The sequence below is a fragment of the Mitsuaria sp. BK037 genome (genome assembly GCF_014193045.1).
Taxonomy (GTDB): Bacteria; Pseudomonadota; Gammaproteobacteria; order Burkholderiales; family Burkholderiaceae_C; genus Roseateles.
On the sequence record NZ_JACHYS010000001.1, the window covers coordinates 1,484,090 to 1,499,545 of the forward strand.

Annotated in this window: 16 protein-coding genes; 15 read left to right on the forward strand and 1 reads right to left on the reverse strand. The window is 71.7% G+C overall.

What is annotated here, in order from left to right:
• Position 1 precedes the first annotated feature (1 nt).
• On the forward strand, positions 2–901 hold the full coding sequence (locus FHT37_RS06205; RefSeq protein ID WP_091724601.1) for a YihY/virulence factor BrkB family protein: 900 nt from the start codon (positions 2–4) through the stop codon (positions 899–901).
• Positions 902–1,002: 101 nt separating this feature from the next.
• On the opposite strand, the gene FHT37_RS06210 is transcribed toward FHT37_RS06205, so the two are convergent.
• Entirely contained in the window at positions 1,003–2,091 is a 1,089-nt protein-coding gene (locus tag FHT37_RS06210; protein WP_255489504.1) for a sigma-54-dependent Fis family transcriptional regulator, read from the reverse strand.
• Positions 2,092–2,405: 314 nt separating this feature from the next.
• Here FHT37_RS06210 and FHT37_RS06215 point away from each other — a divergent pair, with 314 nt between their 5' ends.
• Genes FHT37_RS06215 through FHT37_RS25620 form a run of 14 tightly spaced genes read left to right on the forward strand, consistent with a single transcriptional unit; the run spans position 2,406 to position 15,453 of the window.
• Positions 2,406–2,651 carry a hypothetical protein gene (locus FHT37_RS06215; RefSeq protein WP_091724603.1) on the forward strand — a complete coding sequence of 82 codons (246 nt, stop codon included), beginning with the start codon at positions 2,406–2,408 and terminating at the stop codon, positions 2,649–2,651.
• A 15-nt stretch (positions 2,652–2,666) separates the two neighbouring features.
• Positions 2,667–4,859 carry an ATP-binding protein gene (locus FHT37_RS06220; protein ID WP_183479541.1) on the forward strand — a complete coding sequence of 731 codons (2,193 nt, stop codon included), beginning with the start codon at positions 2,667–2,669 and terminating at the stop codon, positions 4,857–4,859.
• Entirely contained in the window at positions 4,849–5,679 is an 831-nt protein-coding gene (locus FHT37_RS06225) for a Pvc16 family protein (RefSeq protein WP_183479543.1), read from the forward strand. Before FHT37_RS06220 ends, FHT37_RS06225 begins: the two co-directional genes overlap by 11 nt.
• 16 nt (positions 5,680–5,695) lie before the next feature.
• Positions 5,696–6,877: a phage tail sheath C-terminal domain-containing protein gene (locus FHT37_RS06230; protein WP_091724606.1), complete on the forward strand. Its 1,182-nt coding sequence runs from the start codon at positions 5,696–5,698 to the stop codon at positions 6,875–6,877.
• A gap of 11 nt (positions 6,878–6,888) precedes the next feature.
• On the forward strand, positions 6,889–7,314 hold the full coding sequence (locus FHT37_RS06235) for a phage tail protein (RefSeq protein WP_091724607.1): 426 nt from the start codon (positions 6,889–6,891) through the stop codon (positions 7,312–7,314).
• 13 nt (positions 7,315–7,327) lie between these two features.
• Positions 7,328–7,693, forward strand: coding sequence for a hypothetical protein (locus FHT37_RS06240; RefSeq protein WP_091724608.1), 366 nt, complete (start codon positions 7,328–7,330; stop codon positions 7,691–7,693).
• Complete coding sequence (locus tag FHT37_RS25615) at positions 7,645–7,854, forward strand: DUF6760 family protein (RefSeq protein ID WP_091724609.1); 210 nt, start codon at positions 7,645–7,647, stop codon at positions 7,852–7,854. The genes FHT37_RS06240 and FHT37_RS25615 overlap by 49 nt, the downstream gene beginning before the upstream one ends.
• Before the next feature lie 16 nt (positions 7,855–7,870).
• Positions 7,871–8,659 carry a hypothetical protein gene (locus FHT37_RS06245; RefSeq protein WP_183479546.1) on the forward strand — a complete coding sequence of 263 codons (789 nt, stop codon included), beginning with the start codon at positions 7,871–7,873 and terminating at the stop codon, positions 8,657–8,659.
• A 3-nt stretch (positions 8,660–8,662) separates the two neighbouring features.
• A complete protein-coding gene (locus FHT37_RS06250; protein WP_091724611.1) occupies positions 8,663–9,316 on the forward strand; it encodes a LysM peptidoglycan-binding domain-containing protein in 654 nt (217 codons plus the stop codon).
• Positions 9,313–10,509, forward strand: coding sequence for a phage late control D family protein (locus FHT37_RS06255; protein WP_091724612.1), 1,197 nt, complete (start codon positions 9,313–9,315; stop codon positions 10,507–10,509). The genes FHT37_RS06250 and FHT37_RS06255 overlap by 4 nt, the downstream gene beginning before the upstream one ends.
• A 27-nt stretch (positions 10,510–10,536) precedes the next feature.
• The gene (locus tag FHT37_RS06260; protein WP_091724613.1) at positions 10,537–11,202 is read left to right on the forward strand and encodes a phage baseplate assembly protein V; all 666 of its coding nucleotides are present in this window, start codon (positions 10,537–10,539) and stop codon (positions 11,200–11,202) included.
• 15 nt (positions 11,203–11,217) lie between these two features.
• A complete protein-coding gene (locus FHT37_RS06265) occupies positions 11,218–11,499 on the forward strand; it encodes a PAAR domain-containing protein (protein ID WP_091724614.1) in 282 nt (93 codons plus the stop codon).
• Between the two features lie 4 nt (positions 11,500–11,503).
• Positions 11,504–11,917, forward strand: a complete 414-nt coding sequence (locus FHT37_RS06270; protein WP_091724615.1) for a GPW/gp25 family protein — start codon at positions 11,504–11,506, stop codon at positions 11,915–11,917.
• The gene (locus tag FHT37_RS25620; RefSeq protein WP_221210963.1) at positions 11,914–15,453 is read left to right on the forward strand and encodes a putative baseplate assembly protein; all 3,540 of its coding nucleotides are present in this window, start codon (positions 11,914–11,916) and stop codon (positions 15,451–15,453) included. Before FHT37_RS06270 ends, FHT37_RS25620 begins: the two co-directional genes overlap by 4 nt.
• Positions 15,454–15,456: the final 3 nt, after the last annotated feature.

The following is a 15,456-nucleotide window of genomic DNA, read 5'->3' on the forward strand; positions in this document are numbered from 1 at the left end:
CGTGACACGCCCGACGCTCTGGCATCGACTTCGACATGCGGCTGTTCATGCGCCTGGCCTGGGCGTGCTGCTGCTGGCCGTGCGCAACTACGTGCTCCACCAGAGCGCCAACCAGGCGGGCAGCATGGCGTTCTCGATGGTGCTGTCGATGTTTCCGCTGCTGGTGCTGCTGTCCGCGGGCGCGGCGTACATCGGCGCTCCCGGCGATGCCGCGGCGCTGGCGCGGCGTGTGGCCGAGTACGCGCCGCCGCTGGTGCGCGGCGCCTTGCAGCCGGTCGTCGACCAGGTGCTGGCGCAGCGCAGCCAGACGCTGGTGACCATCGGCCTGTTCGTCACGCTGTGGACCGCGTCCTCCGGCATGCAGGCGGTCCGCACCGCGCTCAACCGGTCCTACGGCATCGAGCGCGGGCTGTCGTTCTGGCGGGCGCGCCTGAAGGTGACGGTGTTCACCGTGGTCGTCGGTGGCGGCATCCTCCTCACCTTCAGTTCCATCATCGTCATGCCCTACGTGTGGGAGGCGCTGGAGCGCAGCACCGGCGTGGGCAAGGAGACGCTCTGGCTGCGCAACAGCGTGCGCTACGGCCTCGCGTTCCCGATGCTCACCGTGCTGTACGCGCTGCTGTACGGCTGGCTGCCCGACATCCGCCAGCGCCTGCGCACGGTGCTGCCGGGCGCCGTCGTCGGCGCGGCGCTGTGGGTGGCGCTGGTGGCGGTGCTGTCGTACTCGCTGCGCAGCGCCGGGAAGCTGGCGCTGCTGTACGGCAGCTTCGCCGGCGTGGTGGCCACGCTGGTGTTCCTCTACCTCAGCGCGGCGACGCTGATCTATGGGGCCGAGGTGAATGCGGTGATCCGGGGGAGGTTGGTCGGGGCGGGGAATGACCTGGAGGAGGCTGAGCGGTGAATCGGCGATCGGGGAAGCTGCATGCCGGTAGCAGCCGAGGCCCTCCTTTGCGCGCCAACACGCTTGGCCCTGCGTCGGGTTATCGAGGGCCAGCAGCCCGGTCACTTCGAGGTCCGGATGGTCGGCGAAGTGGTCGTCAGGTACAGCGACCGGCCGGTATCCGCCGGCTTGGCCGCGCCGCGGTCCCGGCAGGCCAGCGCGTCGCCGTGTTTCTTCACCAGCTTGCTCAGCGTGGCCCGCTGCATGTTGCAGATGCGCGCGGCCTCGCTGATGTTGCCGTTTCCGACGGCCATCGCCTCCATCACGAACTGACGCTCGACGTTGACCACCGCCGCGCGCTTGGCTTCGCGCAAGGAGGCGCAGCCGCGTTCGCCACTGCGCTGCGCCGCCGCTTCCCGCAGCCCCGGTGAGCTGGTGAGCAGCGTGTCGACGTCGATGCAGCCCGCCGTCGTGCTCAGGCAGGCTCGCACCAGCGTGTGCTCGAGCTCGCGCACGTTGCCCGGCCAGTTCAGCGATCGCAGCAGCGCCAGCGCCTCGTCGCTGATCGCCTTGGGCGGCCCGGTGGTGGTCTGCGCCACGCCGCGCAGCAGGTGCGGCACCAGCAGGTCGAGGTCCTCCGGCCGCTCGCGCAGCGGCGGCAGGTCCACCCGCAGCACGTCCAGCCGGAAGAACAGGTCCGAGCGGAAGCCGCCTTGCTGCGACAGCGAGAACAGGTCGACGTTGCAGGCCGCGACGATGCGCACGTCGGCCTTGTGCGTCTGGTCGTCGCCGACCGCGCGGAACGACGCGTCCTGCAGGAAGCGCAGCAGCACCACCTGGCCGCGCGGCGACAGCGCCTCGATCTCGTCGAGGAACAGCGTGCCGCCTTCGGCCTCGCGCACCAGGCCCCGGCGCGTGCGCGCCGCGTCGGTGAAGGCGCCGCGCGCGTGGCCGAACAGCTCGCTCTCGATCAGCGTGTCCGGCAGCGCGCCGCAGTTGACAGGAATGAAGGCGCCATCGCGCCGCGGCCCCAGGTAGTGGATGGCGCGCGCCACCAGGTCCTTGCCGGTGCCGGTCTCGCCGACCACCAGCACCGGCGCCGCGCAATCGGCATAGCGTGCCACCAGGTCCAGCGCCTTGCGCAAGCCCGCGGACGTGCCCACGAGCATCGCGTCCAGCGTCCCCGGGTGAGCCTTGGTTGGGGTGCTCATCGTGTCGCCTCCCTGGCCTGACATCGGTCGGCAGGCAGTGTACGGAAGGCCGTTTGCCGAGCACCTCCCTAATGTTGACGACCGTTACAACCCGGGCGCGATCGGGCCATCCGTGCCATCGCGACACGGCCGTGTCGCGATCGACACAGGGCCTCGCGAGGCCCGCCACGACGGCATCGCGGCCTTGCCCGCGGTCGCGCGGGTCCGTGTCGGCGGTGACTCGGACGATGTGACGCAGATCACGATTGCCTCAATCAAATCAAGGACTTGAGGCGGGCCGGCCACCTGGCACGGTTTACGCATGGTCAGCCGGCATGACCACCCCTCCGTCCAGCGCCGACGTGGCCGCGATGATCCTGCGCTACGTCATCGCGCATCCCGGCGCCTGCGATTCCATCGATGGCATCTGCGATTGGTGGCTGGTGCGGCAGCAGCGCGACGACCTGCGCAGCGCCGCCGAGGCGGCGCTGGTGCTGCTGGTGGCCGATGGCCGCATCGAGGTCATCACCCAGGTCGACGGCAGCACCGTCTATCGCGCCTTGCCGCCCGCGCGGCATTGACGGATGCGCACCGCCATGCCCGCCATCGCCTCGAACCGCCCGCCGGACTTCCAGATGGAAGGCCTGTGGGCCGCGCTCGGCCGGCTGGACCGCATGCTCGAGCGCGCCGCCAACGCGGCCGATGCCGCGGCGGTCCCGGCGGCCGCCGGCGCGCAGCCCGAGCCGTATCGCGGCCTCTACGTCACGACGCAGGACGTGCAGCGGCTGGTCCGCCAGGGGCCCGGCGAACCGTGGCTGGCCGGCCACGGCCCGGGTGCCGGCGCCGTGGAGCCCGCCGCGCCGCCGCCGATGCCCGAGAGCTCGCGTTTCCCATGGCTGCAGCAGGCCTTCGGGCTCGACACCATCGACCTGGACATCGTGCTGGTCGCGCTCGCGCCCGAGGTCGACCTGCGCTACGAGCGGCTCTATGCCTACCTGCAGGACGACGTGACGCGGCGCAGGCCCACCGTCGACCTCGTGCTCAACCTGCTGTGCGCGTCGCGCGACGCCAAGATCCTCGCGCGCGCCCGCTTCGGTCCCGAGGCGCCGCTGGTGCGGCACCGGCTGGTGCAACTGGCCGGCGATGCCGGCGCGATCGGCACGCCGCTGCTGTCGCAGGCGATCAAGCTCGAGGAGCCGGTGGTGCGGCTGCTGCTGGGCCAGCCCTGGCTGGACGCGCGGTTGCGCGGCGTGGCGCGGTTCACCGCGGCGCCCGAGGCCGGCGAGGCCGGCGAGGGCGGCGAGGGCGGGGCGGCCGACACGCTGGCGCTGAGCCTGTCCAAGGCGCTGGCCGACGGCAGCGGCCCGCAGTTCTACCTGGAAGGCGAATCCAGTGCCGGCCAGGAGGCCGCGGCGGTGAAGCTCGCGGCGCGGCTGGGGCAGTCGCTGATCGTCGTCGACCTCGTGCGCGCCGCCGATCCGGCCGACCAGTTCGCGACCACGCTCGAGCTGTTGCTGCGCGAGGCGCACCTGCTGTCGGCGGTCGTCCACCTGCAGGGGCATGACGCGCTGACGAACGCGGAGCGCGGCACGCTGGCGCAGGCCCTCGCGGCGCGGACGCCAGCGACGGGGCTCGTGATCGTGATGTCGGGCGCCCGGCCCTGCGATCCGCGCTTTCGCGGCATGGCGTCGGTGCCGGTGGCCGCGGCCGGCTTCCGCGACCGCCGTGCCGCCTGGACCGCCGGCCTGCGCGGCCAGCGCATCGAGCTCGATCCCCGCGCCCTCGATGACCTCGCCGCGCGGTATCCCCTCGACGAGGCGCAGATCGCCGCCGCCACGGCGCATGCGGCGCGCCAGTCCGCCTTGGAGCAGACCACGCCCGACCCGGCCGCGCTGGCCCGGGCCGCGCGCCAGCAGCTCGCGCGCGACCCCGGCACCCTGGCGCGCAAGCTCGCCCCGCTGCATGTCTGGAACGACCTCGTGTTGCCGCCGGACGCGATCGCCCAGCTGAAGGAGATCTGCCGCCAGGCGCGCTTTCGCCATGTCGTGTTCGGCGACTGGGGCTTCGATCGCAAGCTCTCCGTCGGCAAGGGCCTGAGCGCGCTGTTCAGCGGCCCGCCCGGCACCGGCAAGACGATGGCGGTGGAGGTCATCGCCAACGACCTCGGGCTGGACCTGTTCAAGATCGACCTGTCGCAGGTCGTCAGCAAGTACATCGGCGAAACCGAGAAGAGCATCGACCGCCTGTTCCTCGAGGCGCGCGCGGGCAACGCGATCCTGTTCTTCGACGAGTGCGACGCGCTCTTCGGCAAGCGCACCACGGTGCAGGACGCGCACGACCGCTACGCCAACATCGAAGTCGCCTACCTGCTGCAGAAGCTCGATGAACACGAGGGCCTGAGCATCCTGGCGACCAACCTGCGGCAGAACCTGGACGTGGCCTTCACCCGCCGGCTCGGCTTCATCGTCGACTTCCCGTTCCCCGACGAGGACAGCCGGCGCCGGCTGTGGGAATCGATCTGGCCGCCCAAGGTGCCGCGCAGCCAGGACCTGGACCTGGGTTTCCTGGCCGCCAACTTCAAGGTGCCCGGCGGCGCGGTGAAGAACATCGCGGTGGCCGCGGCCTTCCTGGCGGCGGAGCAGGGCGGCGAGCTCAAGACCGAGCACCTGCTGTGGGCCGCGCGGCGCGAGATCGAGAAGTCCGGCCGGCGCGTCGCCGGCAGCGAGTTCGGCCCCTACGCGGCGCGCGTGGAGGCGTTGGCCCGGGCGGGAGATCGTCATGCTGCATGAGGTCACCGACAGCCTGGAGGCCTTCTTCAAGCAGCCGGGGCTGGCGCCGCCGCTGCGCGACGCGGCGATCCGCTTCGACCGGCCGACCGATCCGTACGCGCTCGACCAGACCACGGTCAACCTGTTCCTGTTCGAGGTGCGCGAGCACCTGGAGCTGCGCAACAACGAGCCGGTGACGCGCCGGGTCGGCGGCCAGTCGCTCGTGGTGCCGCCAGCGTGGCGCGCCAACTGCCTCTACCTGGTCACCGCCTGGCCGGTCGGCGGCACCGACCTGCCCAAGCAGGAGCACCAGCTGCTGGGCCAGGTGCTGCAGCTGATCGCCGGTTCGCCGGTGATCCCGCCGGCCTTCCTGACGCCGGCGCTGCAGGCGCAGGAGCCGCCGCTGCCGATGCTGATGGTGCAGCCCGACGGCGTGCGCAACCCGGCCGAGTTCTGGGCCGCGATCGGCAACCGGATCAAGGCCTCGCTGCTGCTGTCGGTGACGGTGTCGCTGGAGGTCTTCGAGACCGAGACCTATCCCAGCGTCATCACCAGCGAGATCCGCCTGGAATCGCTGCCCGACGGCGCGGCGCTGGAAGCGCCGTTCTTCCGCATCGGCGGCGTGGTGCGCGACAACGCGTCGGTGCCGGTGGCCAATGCCGGCGTCCAGCTGCTGGGGCGCGGCCGCAGCACGCTGACCGACGCCGAAGGCAAGTTCTCGCTGTCGGCCGTCGCGGCGGGCAGCTACACCCTGCGCGTGACGGCGGGCGCCGTCACGCGGGACCGTGCCATCGTCGTCCCGGCCCCCGCGGTCGCGGGCTACGACGTGCAGTTGATCTGACCGAGAGAGGGCATCGATGGCTAACTATTTCGCACCCGGCGTCTACGTCGAAGAAGTCCCGCCCGTCGCCCGGCCGATCGCCGGCGTGGGCACCAGCACGGCCGCCTTCATCGGCGTGGCCGACCGGCTCGATCCGGCCGATGTCGGCAAACCGAGGAAGTTCACCAACTGGGGTGAGTTCGCCACCTTCATCGTCGGCGCCGGCGCCACGCCGACGACGCCCATCCACACCACCGCCAACCGCATGCTGGCGCTGGCGGTGTTCGGCTTCTTCGCCAACGGCGGCACCACCTGCTACGTGGTGCCGGTCGCGGCCGGCGGGCTGGCCAACCTGCAGGCGCCGCTGGAGACGCTCAAGGCCTTCGACGACATCGCCATCGTCGCCGCGCCCGGCGCGCAGGGCACCGCCGCCAAGGTCCAGCTGATGGACCACTGCTTCGAGATGCAGGACCGGGTGGCCGTGCTCGACGGCGAGCACGCGCCCGCCTCCGACAGCACGCCCGCCGACATCTACGGCGGCCCCATGCCCGGCGGCGGCCCCTCCACGCCGGACAAGTTCAGCTACGGCGCGATCTACTTCCCGTGGGTCAAGGTCTTCAATCCGCTGTTCACCGGCACCGGGCCGGAGACCGAGCTGATCGACCAGCCGCCCAGCGGCCACGTGGCCGGCATCTGGGCCCGCGTGGACGCCACGCGCGGCGTGCACAAGGCACCGGCCAACGAGGGCGTGATCGGCATCGTCGACCTGGAGCGGCCGATGGGCAAGGACAAGCAGGTCAGCCTGAACCCCCCCGGCATCAACGTGATCCGGCCCTTCGGCGGCTCGCCGATGGTCTACGGCGCGCGCACGCTCGGCGGCGACCGCAACGGGGAGTACCGCTACCTCAACGTGCGGCGCTTCATGAACTTCCTGAAGGAATCGATCGACGAGGGCACGCAGTTCGTCGTCTTCGAGCCCAACTCGCCGGCGCTGTGGCAGCGGATCATCCGCTCGGTCAGCGACTTCCTCTACAACCAGTGGCGCGACGGCGCGCTGTTCGGCGCGACAGCGAAGGAAGCCTTCTTCGTCAAGTGCGACCTCGAGACCAATCCGGCCAGCGAGCGCGAGGCCGGGCGCGTCATCACCGAGATCGGCGTGGCGGTCGTCAAGCCCGCGGAGTTCGTCATCTTCCGCATCCAGCAGAACACCGGCGCCTGAGGAGAGCAGACATGGCCAGAAAAGATCCCTATCGCAACTTCCGCTTCCTGGTGGAGATCGACGGCATCGTGCAGGCCGGCTTCGCGGAGTGCAGCGGCTTCGGCTCCAACATCGAGGTGGTCGAGTACCGCGAGGGCGGCGAGGTCGCCACCGTGCGCAAGCTGCCCGGCAAGGTGTCCTATCCCGACATCACGCTCAAGTGGGGCGTGACCGACTCGCGCGAGCTCTACGACTGGCACCTGGCCGCGGTCAACGGGACCATCGACCGACGCAACGGCTCGATCATCCTGCAGGACGACGCGGGGCAGGAGAAGGTGCGCTGGAACTTCTTCAGCGCCTGGCCCAGCAAGTACGACGGGCCGGACTTCAACGCCAAGGGCAACGACGTGTCGCTGGACGCGCTGACGGTGAGCTGCGAACGCGTCGAGCGCGCCTGAACCGGGGTGCACCATGTTCCAGACCGAGTTCGAGTTCACGCTGCCGCTGGGGTATGTCGATGCCGACGGCGACCTGCATCGCGAGGGCGTGATGCGCCTGGCCACCGCGGCCGACGAGATCCTGCCGCTGCGCGACCCGCGGGTGCAGGGCAACGAGGCCTACCTGACCATCATCCTGCTGTCGCGCGTGCTGTCGCGGCTCGGCTCGGTGGGGCAGGTCACGCCCAAGGTGGTCGAGGGCCTCTACGCGGCCGACCTGGCCTACCTGCAGGAGTTCTACAACCGCATCAACCGCAGCGGCCGCGCCACGATCGAGGCCGCCTGCCCGAAGTGCGCGCACGAGTTCGCGATGGAGATGAACAGCCCGGGGGGATCGTAGGCTACCCCCTGTCCGCGCTGTACAGGGAGGTAGCCTTCGTCGCCTACCACTTCCACTGGTCGCACGAGGACGTGCTCCTGCTCGAGCACAAGGAGCGCCAGCGCTGGGTGGAGGAGATCTCCGCGATCAACGACAGAGCCAACAGCGAAGCCGTTCAGTGACACCACAGGAGTCGACGTGAACCGATGGCAAGCATGGGCAGGGCGTCTGCGCGCGCGGCATGGCCGCGTCGACGCGTGGCGCGCGGCCGGCGAGATGGCGCTGCGACGCGGCGCCGGCGCGGCCGGCACCGTCGTGCAAGCGCACGCGGGACCGGTCATCCACCAGCACCTGCGGCTGGCGGTCACGGCGCGTTTCCCGCTGAGCCTGCGCGCCCGGCCGGCGGCGCCGATGGTGCTGCGCCAGCCGATGCCCGTGGGTGCCCTGCAGGCGCCCGCCGAGACCCCTCGCATGACCATCGCGAGCGCCGGACCCGATGGCCGCCCGGGGCGGCCCGGACCCGCGGGACCGGACGGCGCGCCCGGACATCCGGGCGAGATGGCGAGCGTGCCGATGACGCACCGCATGGCCGCGCCGCTCTTCGTGCCGGCCAGGGAGGCGACCGCGCGGCCGATGCTGGCGGCGTCGCCGTCCGCGCCGGTGCTGCGTGCCGGGGTCCGGCAGATCGCGCCGGTCGCGGCCGCGCATGCGGCGCAGATCGCGATGCGCCTGCGCCGCGGCGCCACGCGCGAGGAACTGCCGCCGGCCCCGTCCGCGGCGGTGCTGTCCGCGCCGGGACGCGCGGCGGCGCGCGCCGCCGAGGCCGAGGCGAAGGCCGCCGTGCAGGCCGCCGCCCGCCAGCAGCCGAGCGCGCCGCGTCAGGCACCCGCCGCGCCCGCGGTGGACGTCGACGCGCTGACCGGCCTGGTGATCCAGCAGATCGACCGCCGCCTGGTCGCCTGGCGCGAACGGATGGGGAGGGTCTGAGCGATGGCACTGGCCAAGGCCCGCATCACCGTCGAGCACACCGGGGCGCAGTTCGACGTCATGTTCAACCCCGAGGAGTACAGCCTCAACAAGGACAACAACTTCGCCTCGCAGGCGATCCCGGGGCTGGGCTCGCCGATCCTGCAGTTCGTGCACGGCAACCTGCGCACGCTGGAGATGGAGCTGTTCTTCGACACCACCGACACCCGCGCCGACGTGCGCGGCCAGACGCAGAAGGTGGTGGACCTGCTCAAGATCGATTCCGAGCTGCATGCGCCGCCGGTGCTGCGCGTGGCCTGGGGCTCGCTGCAGCTGCGCTGCGTGCTGACGCGGGCGAACCAGAAGTTCATCAAGTTCCTCGAGGACGGCCGGCCGACGCGGGCCCGCATCACCGTCAGTTTCAGCGAGTTCATCGATCCGGAGCGGGAGGCCAAGGAGGTCAACCGCCAGACGGCCGACTTCAGCAAGGGCTGGACCGTGCAGCGCGGCGACACGCTCCAGTCGATCGCGTGGCGCTTCTACGAGGACCCGGCGCTGTGGCGTCCGATCGCGATCGTCAACGGCATCGACGATCCGCGCAGCCTCGTGCCCGGGCAGGCGCTGCGCGTGCCGGCGCTGCCCTTCACCGATCCGGCCACCGGGGAGGTGAGCTCATGAGCCGCCTCGCCCCGGAATGCACGATCCGCATCAACGGCGACACGATCCCCGCGGCGCTGCGCGCCTCGATCGTCAGCCTGAGCCACACCGACGGCATGGAGGGCGCGGACCGCGTCGAGCTGAGCATCGCCAACACCTCGCTGCAGTGGCTGGACCATCCGCTGCTGCAGGTCAACAACGAGTTCCGGCTGTCGCTCGGGTATGCGCCGGGGCCGCTGGAGGAAGTCTTCGTCGGCGAGATCACCGGCGTGGAACCCTCGTTCCCGTCCAGCGGCATCCCGATGATCCGGCTCACCGCGCAGGACTACCTGCAGCGGCTCACCGTCGGCACCAAGGACCGCGCCTTCGCGATCAAGATCCCCACGGTGGGCAACTTCCCGCTGCCGGACTCGGCGGTGGCGGCGCTGGTGGCCGGCACCAACGCGCTGATCCCGGCGCTGGACCCGGTCGGCGGCACGCTGTCGACGCTGGTGGGCCTGGCCACCTACCTGAGCTTCCCGCAGTTCGCGCAGATGGGCGTGCGGCGCCAGAGCGGCGTCAACGACTTCCAGTTCCTGAGCGAGGTGGCCAAGGAGAACGGCTGGCAGATGTACATCGACCACACGGCCGAGCCGCATGGCCGGGTGCTCAAGTTCCAGTTCCTGATCCAGGACTACGCGCCCAGCCTGACGCTGAAGTGGGGCGCCTCGCTGACCGACTTCACGCCGCGCATCACCACCGTGGGCGAGATCGAGGGCGTGGCCGCCAAGGTCTGGGTCGACAGCATCAAGATGGACTTCACCATCGCGCTGAACTGGGACTACGACCGCGCGATGTTCAAGCTCTCGATCACGCCGGGCGGCCAGCTCGGCGAGCTGCTCGCGCCGGGCAAGGTCACCACGATCAAACCCACCAGCTACGCCACCGCGCCGTCCAAGATCCTCACCGAGCTGCTGCCCAAGCTCAACAACCGGCTGACCGGTTCCGGCAGCACCGTCGGCGACCCCCGCATCAAGGCCAGCCGCGTCGTCAACCTCGAGGGGCTGGGCGACCAGTTCGGCGGCCTGTACCGCATCACCTCGGCCACGCACACGCTGGACGGCAGCGGCTATCGCACCAGTTTCCAGGCGCGCAAGGAAGTGTGGTTCGGCGCGGTGCCGCTGCCCAAGGGGCGCGGCGGGCTGGTGCGGCTGCAAGGGCAGTTCACCGTGTGAGCGGCGACAGGAGCAGGAACACCCACCATGGATGAACAACTCTTCGAGCGGCTGGACCACCTCGGCGTCGAATCGCTGAAGGAGGGCTTCGCGATCTCGCCCGGCGTCGTGACCAGCAACTTCGACGCGATGTCGGAAGGGCGGGTGCAGGTGCGCATCCCGTCGATCCCCGGCATGGAGCCCTGGTGCCGGCTGCCGTCGATGGGCGGCGGCTCGGGCCGCGGCTTCATCTGGGTGCCGCAGGTGGACGACGAGGTGCTGGTGGCCTTCGCGCAGAACGACGCGGCGGCCGCCTACGTGCTGGGCGGGCTGTGGAGCACCCGGGACCGCCCGCCGCTGACGCTGCAGAGCGACTTCCTGGTCAAGCGCCTGATCAAGACCGGCCTGGCCGGCGGCGTCGGCCACGAGGTGGAGTTCGACGACGCGCTGCAGTCCATCACCATCACCACGAGCACCCGCCAGAAGGTCACGATCGATCCGCTGCAGATCAAGCTGGAGAACACCGCCGGCACGCTGTCGATCGCGATGGACAACAAGACGCAGACGATCACCGTGCAGTCGGCGCTGAAGATCGAGCTCAAGGCGCTGCAGATCGCGCTCGAGGGCACGCAGGTCGACATCAAGGGCAGCGTCGTCAACATCCAGTCCGCCGGTCCCTGCAGCGTGCAGGGCCTGCCGATCAAGCTCAACTGACGGAGGGACGACACCATGCCTCCCGCAGCCCGCGTGGGCGACCCCACCGGTCATCCTGGCGTCATCACCGGCCCCGGCGTGGCGATGGTGCTCATCGGCGGCATGCCCGCCGCGGTCGTCGGCGACCTGCACGCCTGCTCGATGCCGCCGACCGCCGGCCCGCACCCGCCCACGCCGATCGCCAAGGGCAGCGCCACGGTGCTGATCGCCGGCCGGCCGGCCGCGCGCGTCGGCGACATGAGCGGCTGCGGCGCGCCCATCGTGATGGGCTGCCCGCTGGTCGAGATCGGGGGCTGAGGCCATGGCCGCCGCGCAGACGCCGTCCACCTTCCTCGGCCAGGGTTGGGCGTTCCCGGTCGGCATCGAGGCTGGCCAGACCGCCACCGCCGCCTATGACGAGGACGTGCGCCAGGCCATCCTGATCATCGTCGGCACCAACCCCGGCGAGCGCGTGATGCGGCCCGACTTCGGCGCCGGCCTGAACGCGTTCGTCTTCGAGCCGCTGAACCCCGCCACGCTGGAGGCGATCCGCCAGCGCGTGATGGAGGCGCTGGTCGACTGGGAGCCGCGCATCGACGTGACGGCGGTGACCGCCGTCGCCGATGTCGCCGACACCGGCAAGGTGCGCATCGAGATGAGTTACCGCGTGCGGGCGACCAACTCGCATGCGAACCTCGTCTACCCGTTCTACCTCGAGGAAGGATCGGCGCAGTGAACACCCCGCCCCGCGTCGAACTCGACGGCCGCGATGCGCCGGCGCTGCTGGCGCAGCTGCTCGCGCGCCGCGCCGGCTACACGCCGGAATGGCTGGCGGCGGACCGCGGCGCCGGCACCGGCCTGGCCGCGATCGCGGCCCGCTACCTGGAGGCGCTGACGCAACGCCTCGGCCAGGTGCCGGACAAGCTCAAGCTGGGTTTCCTGGACGTCGCCGGGCTCAGCCTGGTGCCCGCGCAGGAGGCGCGCGCGCCGGTCGTGTTCCGGCTCTCCGACCAGGCGACGGGTGGCTCGGCGCCGGCCCGCACGCCGGTCGGGGCGCCACCGCCGGCCGGCAGCAGCGAGCAGGTGCTGTTCGAGACGGAACGCGCCGTCGGCGTCACCGCCGGCCGCCTGGTGGAGCTGGTGAGCCTGTGGCCCGGCCGCGACCAGTACGTCGACCACGGCGCGGCCTACCTCGCCGGCCAGCCGGTCGAGCCCTTCGCCGCGCGGCTGCTGCGGCCGACGCCGCATGAGCTCTACCTGTCCCATCCGGTGCTGCTGGCACTGTCGGGCCGGGTCAAGCTGTCGGTCGAGTTCGAGCTGCAGCACGACGCGACCACGCCGCTGGACATCGTCTGGGAGTACTGGGACGGCGTGACCTGGCGCGGGTTCATCGACACCAGCACCGAATGCCGCGGCTCGGCGACGAGCGACGTCGCCGGTGACGAGGAGGACGGGGAGGACGACGAGGACCTCGACGACCAGGGTGTCGACACCGTCGTCACCGATGTGGACAGCACCAACGGTCTGACGCAGAGCGGCAGTTTCCAACTGGTGACCGACTGCGCTTCCGCCGGCAAGACGACGGTGAACGGCATCGAGGGCTACTGGCTGCGCGCGCGGCTCGACGAGTCGCTGCCGCCCGATCCGGGCCAGTCGCTGCCCGAGGTCGACACGATCCGCCTGTCCAGCACCGTCAACGGCGCGCTGCGCGGGCGCATCGCGGTCGGCCAGCCGGTGGCGCCACAGACCCAGACGGGGCAGGGCACGCCGGGCATCCTCGCGATCGCGGCGGAGTCACCGGTACCGTCCGCGCCCAACAGCCTCGGCGGCATCGTCCGCAATGACGCGGGCCAGCCGGTCGAGGGCGCGGTGGTGCGGCTGACCGACCCGGCGGACCCGACGCGCGCGGCCTACACCTCGCAGCCGACCGGCAAGACCGGCGCCTACCTGATCGCCAACGTCAACTTCACGCGCGACTACCTGTTCAGCGTCGCCTTCGCCGGCATCGTCTTCACCGCGCCGCAGGCCTCGCGGCACGCGCATCCCGCGCCGTCGGCCACTCGGAGCGTCGTGGACCTGACGCTGTCGGTCACCGGCCTGGCGCCGGACAAGGCCTTCGCCGACGGCGCCGCGCTCGACGTCAGCAAGCCCTTCTATCCGCTGGGCCAGCAGCCGCAGCCGGGCTCGGCCTTCTACTTCACCAGCGAGGAGGCCTTCGGCAAGCCGCTGGCGAAGGTGCGGCTGTTCGTCGGCCGCAGCCTGTCGCCGCAGGACCAGGGCGCCATCGCGGGTTCCGCCGCGCTGGCGCACCAGCTCGACTGGGAGTACTGGAACGGCCGGCTGTGGGCGCCGCTGCCGGTGAGCTCGAGCCTGGCCGGCTCGCAGCGCGACCTCGACCGCACCGAGGTCATCGACTTCACCGTGCCGATCGACATGGCGCCGGTCAGCGTCAATCAGCAGGAGGCGCGCTGGGTGCGCGTGCGCCTGCAGAGCGGCTCCTACGGCTTCAGCCGCACCGTCGGCTTCAACGCCGACGCGGCGGGCGGCGCGGTCAACACCTTCACCTACGTCGTCGCGCAGCCGCCGGTGCTGGGCGCGTTCTCGATCGGCTACACCTGGCAGTACGGGCCCTTCCACGCGGAACGCGTGCTGGCCCGCAACGATTTCCGCTTTGTCGACCGCACCGCCGAGGCGATGTGGCCCGGCACGACCTTCGCGCCGTTCGAGCGGGTCGGCGACCTGACCCCGGCGCTCTACCTGGGCTTCGACAAGGCGCCGCCGGTCGACCAGCTCGGCCTGTTCGTCGACGTCGTCGAGGCGCCGGACACGCCGGCCGGTCCGGCGCTGGTCTGGGAGTACTGGAACGGCGACGCCTGGACGCGCACGCCGGCCGACGACGAGACCGGCGCGCTGCGCCGACCGGGCATCGTCAACGTGCTGGCACAGGCGGACGACGCCGAGCTGGCGCGCTTCGGCACGCCGCGCCACTGGCTGCGCGCCCGGCTGAAGGAGGACGGCCCGCCGGGCGAGCCCGTCTTCGCCGGCCTGCATGTCAACGCGGTGTGGGCGAGCGAGCGCCACACGCTTCACGACCTGCCCCTGGGCACCAGCAACGGCACGCCGGACCAGGTGTTCCTGCTGACGCAGACGCCGGTGCTGGCCGGCGAGCGCCTCGAGGTGCGCGAGCTCGGCGGCGCGCGCGCCAATGTCGAGTGGCGGATCCTGGCGATGGAACTGTGGCAGGGCGACAGCGCCGTGCTGGGCCGGCTGGAGCGGCTGCTGGCGGTCGAGTCGACCGAGCCCAGCGTGTCGCTCGGCCCGTTGCGGCTGACCCGCAACCGGCACAAGCAGGTCACCGAGGCCTGGGTGCTGTGGGAGCGGCGCGAGCAGCTGTTCTTCTCGTCGCCGACGGACCGCCATTACGCGCTGGACGGCGCCAGCGGGCGAGTGCGTTTCGGCGACGGCGTGTCGGGCCGCGTGCCACCGGCCGGAGCGGCGATCCTGGTGCGCCGGATGAGCGTCGGCGGTGGCTCCCGCGGCAACGTGCCGGCCCGCGCGATCGCGCAGTTGCTGGGCGTCGTGCCCGGCATCGAGGCGGTCTTCAACCCGCGCGCGGCCGAGGGCGGCGCGGACGGCGAAGCGCCGTCGGCGGTGCTGGACCGCGGACCGCGCACGGTGCGCCACCGCGGCCGTGCGCTGACGCCTTCGGACTACGAGACGCTGGCGGTCGAGGCCTCGCCGGCGGTGAAGATGGTGCGCGCCATCGCCGGCCGCAGCCCCGGCGGACGGACGCTGCCGGGCTGGGTGACGGTGCTGATCGTGCCGGGCAGCCTGGACGCGCGGCCGCAGCCGTCGTTCGGCCTGCGCGAACAGGTGCGCCGCCACATCGAGGCGCGCGCGCCCGCCGATCTCGCCGCGCTGCACCGCATCCATGTGACCGGCCCGACCTACCTGCCGGTCGGCGTGTCGGCCCGCATCGTGCCGCTCGATCCGAGCCAGGCCGGCGTGGTCGAGCGCGCGGTGCGCGAGACGCTCGAGCGCTTCCTGCATCCGGTCGTCGGCGGCCCGGGGGGCAGCGGCTGGGCGCTGGGGCGCGACGTGTACGTGTCGGACGTCGCGGCGGAGCTCGAACGCACGCCGGGCGTCGACCACATCGAGGCGCTCGACCTCGTCCTGGACGGCGTGCCGCAGGGCGAGTCGGTACGCGTGCCCGACGACGCGGTGGTGGCGGCCGGGACCCTGGTCCTGCGCCTGGACGAATCGGAAGCGTGACGC

What these genes read in the sequence shown, in the direction of transcription:
- FHT37_RS06210 (WP_255489504.1), bottom strand. Translation starts at nt 2,091, where the DNA reads ATGAGCACCCCAACCAAGGCTCACCCGGGGACGCTGGACGCGATGCTC.
- FHT37_RS06215 (WP_091724603.1), top strand. Translation starts at nt 2,406, where the DNA reads ATGACCACCCCTCCGTCCAGCGCCGACGTGGCCGCGATGATCCTGCGC.
- FHT37_RS06220 (WP_183479541.1), top strand. Translation starts at nt 2,667, where the DNA reads ATGCCCGCCATCGCCTCGAACCGCCCGCCGGACTTCCAGATGGAAGGC.
- FHT37_RS06225 (WP_183479543.1), top strand. Translation starts at nt 4,849, where the DNA reads ATGCTGCATGAGGTCACCGACAGCCTGGAGGCCTTCTTCAAGCAGCCG.
- FHT37_RS06230 (WP_091724606.1), top strand. Translation starts at nt 5,696, where the DNA reads ATGGCTAACTATTTCGCACCCGGCGTCTACGTCGAAGAAGTCCCGCCC.
- FHT37_RS06235 (WP_091724607.1), top strand. Translation starts at nt 6,889, where the DNA reads ATGGCCAGAAAAGATCCCTATCGCAACTTCCGCTTCCTGGTGGAGATC.
- FHT37_RS06240 (WP_091724608.1), top strand. Translation starts at nt 7,328, where the DNA reads ATGTTCCAGACCGAGTTCGAGTTCACGCTGCCGCTGGGGTATGTCGAT.
- FHT37_RS06250 (WP_091724611.1), top strand. Translation starts at nt 8,663, where the DNA reads ATGGCACTGGCCAAGGCCCGCATCACCGTCGAGCACACCGGGGCGCAG.
- FHT37_RS06255 (WP_091724612.1), top strand. Translation starts at nt 9,313, where the DNA reads ATGAGCCGCCTCGCCCCGGAATGCACGATCCGCATCAACGGCGACACG.
- FHT37_RS06260 (WP_091724613.1), top strand. Translation starts at nt 10,537, where the DNA reads ATGGATGAACAACTCTTCGAGCGGCTGGACCACCTCGGCGTCGAATCG.
- FHT37_RS06265 (WP_091724614.1), top strand. Translation starts at nt 11,218, where the DNA reads ATGCCTCCCGCAGCCCGCGTGGGCGACCCCACCGGTCATCCTGGCGTC.
- FHT37_RS06270 (WP_091724615.1), top strand. Translation starts at nt 11,504, where the DNA reads ATGGCCGCCGCGCAGACGCCGTCCACCTTCCTCGGCCAGGGTTGGGCG.